Genomic DNA, 8,092 nt, shown 5'->3' on the forward strand with positions numbered 1-8,092 from the left:
ACCCATCGGCTATATCCCGCCAGCCGAGGCCGAGGCAAACTACTACCGGCAACTCGCCAGTCAGGCCGCCACGGCGGAAGCCTGACTTAAACCAAACAGCCTCCACGGAACTCGGGGCGGTTCAGTCTCCAGCAGCGCCAAAAACGGCCCCTGGGCGCGTCGCTTTGCGTCTCACAGCGCATCAGGCCGCCAGCTCTTCGAGCTACGCACGGCGCCGATCTGCGTCTGTGGATACCTTCGTCGGAATCGTTCTCTATAGGCCACGCGGGTGCGGCGGGGGAAACCGCGCGGGCCGGGTGTCATCAGCGGCCTCCAGACACGAAAAAGCCGCCTCTCGGCGGCTTTTGACACAGTTAATCCGCGTGCTTTGCGTACCGCGTCCTAGCTGACCCGTCCGCTGCCAACATGGCTGACCAAGTCCGAAAGAAGAGGTGACCGGCGGCGCCGATGATGTGATCAGGCGCTGATTGTCAAGTTACCTAGAAGGATGCAGTTTCGCTCGCTAGACCGCTCATAAAAACTAGCGGTGGAAGAAATAATAGACCAACGACCCCACGAGTAGCAGGCACGCAACGCCGTTTAGAAACGACGAGGCGGTAGAAGAACCAGCCGACGGGCTGTGCCTCCAGAATTTCAACGCCAAAAATGCGGTTAGGCAAGCAAGAGCAACGCAAGCACCAATCGCTATCGTGCCACCGTCATTCAGGCTGGGGTTTCCATACGGAAGATTGATGGCGATATCGAGCGCCGTGACTGCAACGAGTAACAATACACCCGACGCAGTGACATTCAGAAAACCGCGAAATGTATTTGCTATTGCGTTCATAGAACTTTCTCCTATTTCATAGATGGGCCAGCTACTGCATTGAGGCAGCTGGCCCACTACCCATTTGGTTATAGTGGTGTAGCCGTACAGCTAACGGAAGCGGTATCGGCGGTTGGCCCCCCCACGCGGACGCATGCGACGCCCCAGTTCGATCCAGACCTGAAGACAGGCTCTCCTACGGGCAAGCCTATGTTACTAAAGTTTTGGGATTGGCTCAGTGCCGCACTAACACCATCCGGCGTGTTTGGGAACACGTAATTTTGTCGGTTGGCAGCGCCGCCCACGGCCTGATCAGGATTCTCCGGAATCGGATTGCCTACAGCGTCTCGACCTGAACCCGGTACGTAATCCCATCGATTGGCGTTCACGTTCCACGTAATCTGACTCGTCGAAGCGTCCGAAAAAGTGAAGGTCACCGTAATAATTGTGGGTACAGGGTAAATCGCTTGGGCAACAGTGAAGTGGCTCGTAAAGGATGCCAGCGCTGTTTGAATTACCAAACTAGCATTACCCCACGGATGTTGGCTCTGCATAGCTGCAATAGCGGCCGCTTGATTCGCTGGTGTGTTGATTAGATCGAACGCGCTTGCCGGGGCACCAAGAGGAGTTGCCGTTTTCACCACAACGGAGGGCGGCGAATACATTGCAGAAGCGTGCAGTGTATTCACTGAGGCGACTTTCGTCGCGGTCGAATTACTGTATGGAATCTCAATATCCAGCGTCCCGGTTACGTCGAACAGCTGCTGAACCCAGTTAAACTGGGTCTGGACAGCCGGCGTAATGGTAACGTTCGTTATGATTTGATGATCAATGTCGAAGCCCGTGATCCCATAATGCGTGATCTTCCTGTTCAACATGTCGTACACAAAGTAATCGCCAGTCGGAGAACCCTGAACAAGCTGGCGGGTTTGGATAGACGTACAGCCGTTACAAACAACTGAGTGCGAAGTTGCCGCTGCACTTAGACTCCAAAACGCTGTTACCAAACTAATTGCAGCGAGAAATCTCATTTTCATTGAAAGCTCCATTTCAAAGTGAACTGTACCCGTAATCCCCGAGGATGTTTGCTGGCAGAATGCTCCCAATGAACTCGAGCAACCGTCTCTGATCGAACCAGCCACCCAGTCAAGTGTGGCCAGATCAATCGCGTGCCGATGCCCCCAAACATTAGCCAGACGTCCAGTCTAGAGGATTGATGCGTACCACAAGAGCTCTCGATGGAAAATCAGCGAAACCTGACGCGGTTTGGGGAAAGGCCTGACGGGGACTAAGCGCATGTTTCGGAGAAGCCATGATCGGGCTGGCGCGTATGGGCAGCCAGGCCGGCGACCTTGTAGTCATCGAACGTCACCACCTCTTGCCCCATCCACTCGTTGAGCTGCTGGAAGCGCGTCTGCAGCGGCTTCAGCTCGTTGATCGCGAACACCTGCGCCGCGGGAATCACCGACCCGAACCCGGTAGTACCCGTCGGCACCAGGCCGATCAGCTGAGGCGGCACCCGGTGCGCGGCAAGCACGTCATCGCGGGTGACATTCTTGATGTTGAAGAACTCATCCTTGGCCGCGACCTCACTGATCGGGATCATCTGGATGCCGTCCTTCTTGCCGCCCGGCGCGTAGAGGAACAGGTTGCGGAAATTGCCCGGACCCTTGCTGTCTTTCAAGGCCTTTTTCAGATCCTCGACCTGCGTCTCGTCGGTCAGCGCATCGGTCAGGTGCAGGATGTAGCCGGCGTGCGAACCGTTGAGGTAGTACTTGCGGCGGAACAGCGTGCCGGCCTCGTTGAGCCACGCACTCTGCAGTGCCGACAGGTACTCCGGCAGTCCGTAGATCTCCTGGTGCACGTCCGGCTGACGCAGTTGGAACACCGAACCCTTCGCGAACTCGTGGTCGGTCTTCCAGCCCTGCACGAAATAGAATGTGTCGAGATCGTCGCAGCCGCGGCGCATGTACTTCGCCAGGGCATGCTTCAGCGGCATCGGCTGCCCGAGTCGGTTTTTTACCTGCTCGAGGTAGCTGTCGCCGAACACCAGAAAGTCCAGCACCCACGCTTCGAACGTCTCGCGGCTCAGCAGTTTGTGAGGCCGGAACATCGACGTGAGGATGTTGCACTTCACGTAGATCGCCGAGCTGTGGTGCGGCGTCGACCGAAACGACTTGGCCAGGCCCACCCGCGACACCGGCGGCTCGTACCACTTGCCGTTGCGCCACGCCTCGATGTAGTCGAGGATCTCGCGCCCGTCGAGCACCGGCGTCGGGTCGCCGAAGCTGAAAGCCATCGCACCAGGCGCAGGCGTGTCGTTCGTGCCGGTCGTCGCAGTCATGTTGCGCATCAGTAAAGCTCCATCTGGCTGGTGTTCGCCGCGGTGCGGCCTTCCAGCGGTTCGTTGATAAGTGCGTGCATGCAGGCCCACGCGAGATCCGCATGGCCAATTTCAGTGGAGCGGCCCGCGCTGTACTTCACGTGGCGCCCGGAGTCGGTCATGGTCCGCTTGAGCGCCATGAATGACTGCGCCAGATCCACCCAGCCGGCGTCGAATTCCAGCCGGCCCTTGTCGATCACGTTCTGCGCTTTCATCACCATCAACGACTTCACGTCGGGCGAGTAAGTGATCTTGCGCACCAGCGGGAAGAACTGGATCACCAGCTGGTACACCGCCTGGCCCAGTCCGCTCACGTCGATGCCGATGTACTGCACGTGGTAGCGCTGGGTGATCCTGCGGATGAACGCGGCCTGCGCCTCGAAATCCATGCCCTTGAGCCGGTGCCGTTCCAACCCGCGGAACTTGCCGCCCGGTTTATCCGGCGGCGCCAGCACCACCAGCCCGGCGCCGTCGCCGCCTTGGCCCAGAGCAGGGTCGTAACCCACCCACACCGGCTTCATGCCGAACGGCCGCAACAGCAGCGGCTTCAAGTCCGTCCAGTCGACCCAGCTGTCGACCATGCAACCCTGCATCGCCGCCAGCGTGAACAGGCTGTCGCCATCGTCCATGAACTGGCACATCAGCAGATTCGCGAACTCGTCCGGCGGGTACTCCGTGCGCAGTTCGTCGAGATCGAACAGATCGCAGCCGCCGCGCTCGGCGTCCTCGATCGTCACCATGTGCCGCCATACCTTGTCGGCGCAGCGCAGACCCGCGGCTATGGCCGCGCGGTCGGTAATGATCTCGACCCGGTCCTCTTTCTTGCGCCGCCGGTTGTAGCGGTCGCCGGTCCAGTACGGGTACGCCGCATGGCTCGTTGCGCTCGGTGTGCTGAAATACGTCTTGCGCCACTGCTTGTGCATCGCCATGCCGCTGGCGACCTTGTTGATCTCTTCGAAATTCTGCGACCAGAAAAACTCGTCGTAGTAGAAATTGCCGTGATGGCCCTGCGCGGTGCGCGCGTTCTGGCCGAGGAAATACAGGTGCGCGCCGTTCCAAAGAACGATCGGGTCGCCCTTCAGATCGATGCCGACCGTCTCCTGCGCAAACTGCCGGATGTACTGCTTGAAGATGTGCGCCTGCGCTTTCGACGCGCTCAAGAAAATCTGATTGCGGCCAGTGGCGATCGCATCGTCCAGCGCCTCGCGGGCGAAGTACCAGGTCGCGCCGATCTGGCGCGACTTCAGGATCATCCGCGTGCGTTCGTCCGCGGAATGGCGCCACGTGTGCTGGTACGCGAACAGCGATTCGTGAAACTGCCGCCGTAGTTCGGCCGCATCCTGCTCACTGAACTCGTTACGCTTCGGCGCCTTCTTGGATCCCGCGTTGCGCGCTTCGACGTTCGGGTTCAGATCGACCTCGTTGCCGCCCGGTGCCTGGTAGCGCCGCACCCGTGCCAACCGCTCGATCTGCCGGCCGAGCAGGTCAATCTCCTTGAAGTCGCCGCCGGTCTTCTTCTCTTTCTCGATCAGCGTCTGGAACCGCACCTCGATGCAGCTCTCGGCGCGCTCGATCATCGGCGCCTTGGCCCACTCGTCGCGCGACTTCCACGACTCGATCGTTGTGCGCGGAATGCCCAGCTCGTCGGCAATGTCCGTGACCGGCCAGCCCCGAAAGAAGAGGGAGCGCGCAGCGCGTCGCTGATCGACGTGGGGGGCAGGCATCAACATGGCGGCATCGTCGCAAGCGCACCGACGTATCTATTGCCGCCCGCGATGTACCAGCCCACTGGTACACCGGGCCCGCGTTGCCCGGCTCGCGCACGGTGCCGACGATGGCCGCGTCTCCTGTCCGCGCCGCCACCCCGAGGTTTCGTCCATGGCCAAGTCCAAGTTTTTCCGCGTAGCTGTCGAAGGCGCCACCTCCGATGGCCGCGCGATCGAGCGCAGCGCCATCTCGGCCATGGCCGCCACATACAACCCGGCCGTCTACGGCGCGCGCATCTTCGCCGAGCACGTTCGCGGCTGGGCACCCGATAGCCCGTTCCAGGCTTTCGGCGACGTCGTTGCCATGAAGGCCGAGGACATCACCGACGGTCCGCTGAAAGGCAAGCTCGCGCTGTACGCGCAGATCGACCCGACGCCGGCCATGGTCAACCTGGTCAAGGCGCGGCAGAAGATCTACTCGAGCATCGAGATCACGCCGAAATTCGCCGACACCGGCCTGCCCTACCTGTCCGGCCTCGGCATCACCGACAGCCCGGCCAGTCTCGGTACCGAGATCCTCACCTTCGCCGCGCAGCATCCGGATCAACGCCTGATCGAGTGCGGCCACTGCAGCGGCCGTATTCCCCTGACTTCTAAAGGAACCCGCCATGGCATTGCCCAGCAAGCTCAAGAATTTCACGATGTTCAGCGATGGCATCAACTACATCGGCAAGATCCCCGAGACCACCTTGCCCAAGCTCAGCCGCAAGATGGAAGCGCTCCGGCTCGGCGGTATGGACGGCACCGTCGATATCGATCTTGGCGGCGAGGCACTCACGTTGGAATACACCGCCGGCGGCATCGTCCGCGAGTTGATCCGGCAATACGGCGCCACTAGCGCCGGTGCCTACCTGACCCGTTTCGCCGGCGCCTACCAGCGCGACGACACCGGCGATGTCGATGCCGTCGAAGTGTATGTACGCGGCCGCCCGAAAGAGATCGACATGGGCGGGGCCAAGCCCGGCGATGACACCGCACACAAGTACAACATCAGCTGCTCGTACTACAAGCTGGTGATCAACGGCTTTGTCGAGATCGAGATCGATGTCCTCAACTTCATCTTCAACGTCGGCGGCGTCGATCGCCTCGCCCAGCAGCGCCGCGCACTCGGCATCTAACCCTGTCATCAGTGGCACCCCGTGTCGCCGGCCACGCCTCCCCCGTGCGCCGGCGGCTTTTTCAGCCACCACCCGATCCCACCGGAGAGACCCATGTCCAAAACCACCGATATTCCCGCGCAGACGGGCAGCTTCATCACCAAGCCCACCACCGTCGATCTCGACACGCCGATCGCACGCGGCGACCAGGTCATTGCCACGATCACGCTGCGCCGCCCCAAGGCCGGCGAGCTGCGGGGCATCTCCCTGGTCGAGCTGACCCAGATGGACGTTACGGCGATCGCCAAGGTACTGCCGCGCATCTGCGATCCGTTCCTCACGCCCGAAGACGTCAACAAGCTGGAAGCGCCCGACCTGCTCAAGATTGGCACCGAGATCGCGCTTTTTTTGCTACCGAAGGATGTGACGGCATCCCTCGCCGCATAGAGGACGCCATGGCCGACATCGCGGTGGTGTTCCACTGGCCACCCGCCGCGATGGCCGACCTCACCGTGTTGGAACTGATGGAGTGGCGCGAGCGCGCCCGCGAACGCAACGGGATGGAGTAGCGCGTGGATCTGAAACTGCAAGTGCTGCTGCAGGCGCTGGACAAGGCCACCAGCCCGCTCAACAAGGTCAAGGGCGCCGGCAGCGCGGCCGCTGCCCAGCTCAAGAAGACCCGCGACGCGCTGCGCCAGCTCGACCAGACACAGAAGAACGTCGGCGAGTTCCGCAAGCTCAAGCAGGGCACGGCGGACACCGCCCGCCGCATGGCAGAACTGCGGGCGTGCACGCGATCGGTGTCGCAGCAGATGAAAACGGCAGTCACCGGCGGTGGTGAACTCTCCCGCGAATTCAAGAAGCTCACCGCCGACGGCGCCAAACTCAAGGCCGAGCACGCCGAACAACAAGCCAAGCTGCACACGCTGCGCACGGCGCTGCGCGCCGCCGGCATCAACACCCATAAGCTCGGCACCGAAGAGGCCGGGCTGCGCGCGAAGGCAGCCGGCGCCACCAGCGCCATCGAGCAGCAAACCGCCGCCCTGCGCGCGCAGGGGGTGCAGGCCCAGCGTCTGGCCAAGCTGCACGACCAGTTACGCAAGGGTGAAGCGCTCGGCGCGCACCTGTCCGTCGCCGGCTACGCCACGCTCGATGGCGGTCGCCGCATCCTGGGTCAGGTCGACACCGGCATCAACGAGGCCAAGCGCTACCAGATCATCACTGAGCAGCTGCGCGCCCAAGGCACCACCCGTGCCGACGTGGCGCGGGCACAGAACTTCGCCAGCACCGACACCACCGTCGGCAGTTCGCAGAGCGACAAGCTGGAGATCCTCAAAGACGCCAACAGTATCTTCCGCGACATGGACGAGGCGCTGCACATCGCTCCGGCCCTGCTCAAGACCAAGCTGACCTTCGAGGCACTGATGGCGCAGCATGGCGAGGATACCGGCCACGGGCAGGAAATCGTTGGCGAGCTGATCGCGGCGATCCAGACCGGCGAGCTGCGCAACGCCACCAAGACGCCGGAAGCGTTCAACCACCTGCTCGACATGATGACCAAGGCCTATGTCGGCTCCGGCGGCCTGGTGAAACCCAGCGACTACCTGCAGACCATGAAGGTCGGCGGTGGGGAGCTCGGGGTCAGGTCTTGTTTTACCACACGCTCTGCCGTAGTCAGCCCCTATGTCCCGTCCTCTTCGCATTGAATTTGCTGGCGCGCTGCACCACGTCATGGCACGTGGCGACGCGCGGGCGGAGATCTTTCGCGATGACGACGATCGCCAAGCGTTTTGTGCCGGCTTGTCGCGCGTGTGCGAGCGCTTTGACTGGCGCTTGTGGGCTTATTGCCTGATGGACAATCACTACCACTTGCTGATCGAGACGCGGCGGCCGACGCTGTCGCGTGGCATGCGTGAGGTCAATGGTGTCTACACGCAGGCGTTCAACCGGCGCCATACCCGCGTCGGCCATGTGCTGCAAGGTCGCTACAAGGCGATCCTGGTCGACAGGGACAGCTATCTGCTGGAGCTGTCGCGCTACA

The 8,092-nt window shown here is 61.6% G+C and carries 9 protein-coding genes and 1 pseudogene; 6 read left to right on the forward strand and 4 right to left on the reverse strand.

Features of this window, described 5'->3' with window-relative positions:
- Nucleotides 1-520: 520 nt before the first annotated feature.
- The 4 genes from ACFPPB_RS19895 to ACFPPB_RS19910 all read right to left on the reverse strand — a co-directional run bounded on the left by ACFPPB_RS19895 (nucleotide 521) and on the right by ACFPPB_RS19910 (nucleotide 4,918).
- Nucleotides 521-826, reverse strand: coding sequence for a hypothetical protein (locus ACFPPB_RS19895; RefSeq protein WP_377330337.1), 306 nt, complete (start codon nucleotides 824-826; stop codon nucleotides 521-523).
- Between the two features lie 68 nt (nucleotides 827-894).
- Nucleotides 895-1,842 carry a hypothetical protein gene (locus ACFPPB_RS19900; protein WP_377330339.1) on the reverse strand — a complete coding sequence of 316 codons (948 nt, stop codon included), beginning with the start codon at nucleotides 1,840-1,842 and terminating at the stop codon, nucleotides 895-897.
- A gap of 251 nt (nucleotides 1,843-2,093) precedes the next feature.
- Nucleotides 2,094-3,158 (reverse strand): phage portal protein, encoded by a 1,065-nt coding sequence (locus ACFPPB_RS19905; protein ID WP_377330341.1) that lies wholly within the window; start codon nucleotides 3,156-3,158, stop codon nucleotides 2,094-2,096.
- A complete protein-coding gene (locus tag ACFPPB_RS19910) occupies nucleotides 3,158-4,918 on the reverse strand; it encodes a terminase large subunit domain-containing protein (RefSeq protein WP_377330343.1) in 1,761 nt (586 codons plus the stop codon). Before ACFPPB_RS19910 ends, ACFPPB_RS19905 begins: the two co-directional genes overlap by 1 nt.
- Nucleotides 4,919-5,066: 148 nt before the next feature.
- On the opposite strand from ACFPPB_RS19910, the pseudogene ACFPPB_RS19915 reads away from it, so the two are divergent.
- The 6 genes and pseudogenes from ACFPPB_RS19915 to ACFPPB_RS19940 all read left to right on the forward strand — a co-directional run.
- Nucleotides 5,067-5,489 (forward strand): annotated as a pseudogene (locus ACFPPB_RS19915) (GPO family capsid scaffolding protein); the annotation flags it as partial.
- A 106-nt stretch (nucleotides 5,490-5,595) separates the two neighbouring features.
- The gene (locus ACFPPB_RS19920; protein ID WP_377330345.1) at nucleotides 5,596-6,072 is read left to right on the forward strand and encodes a phage major tail tube protein; all 477 of its coding nucleotides are present in this window, start codon (nucleotides 5,596-5,598) and stop codon (nucleotides 6,070-6,072) included.
- Nucleotides 6,073-6,165: 93 nt separating this feature from the next.
- Nucleotides 6,166-6,498 (forward strand): phage tail assembly protein, encoded by a 333-nt coding sequence (locus ACFPPB_RS19925; protein WP_377330347.1) that lies wholly within the window; start codon nucleotides 6,166-6,168, stop codon nucleotides 6,496-6,498.
- A gap of 8 nt (nucleotides 6,499-6,506) precedes the next feature.
- Nucleotides 6,507-6,620, forward strand: coding sequence for a GpE family phage tail protein (locus ACFPPB_RS19930; RefSeq protein WP_377330349.1), 114 nt, complete (start codon nucleotides 6,507-6,509; stop codon nucleotides 6,618-6,620).
- Between the two features lie 3 nt (nucleotides 6,621-6,623).
- A complete protein-coding gene (locus tag ACFPPB_RS19935) occupies nucleotides 6,624-7,757 on the forward strand; it encodes a hypothetical protein (RefSeq protein WP_377330351.1) in 1,134 nt (377 codons plus the stop codon).
- A gap of 25 nt (nucleotides 7,758-7,782) precedes the next feature.
- Nucleotides 7,783-8,092 (forward strand): transposase (locus tag ACFPPB_RS19940; RefSeq protein WP_377330353.1); only part of this gene is annotated, 310 nt, incomplete at its 3' end.

The organism is Rhodanobacter terrae, assembly GCF_042657005.1.
Classification (GTDB): Bacteria; Pseudomonadota; Gammaproteobacteria; order Xanthomonadales; family Rhodanobacteraceae; genus Rhodanobacter; species Rhodanobacter terrae.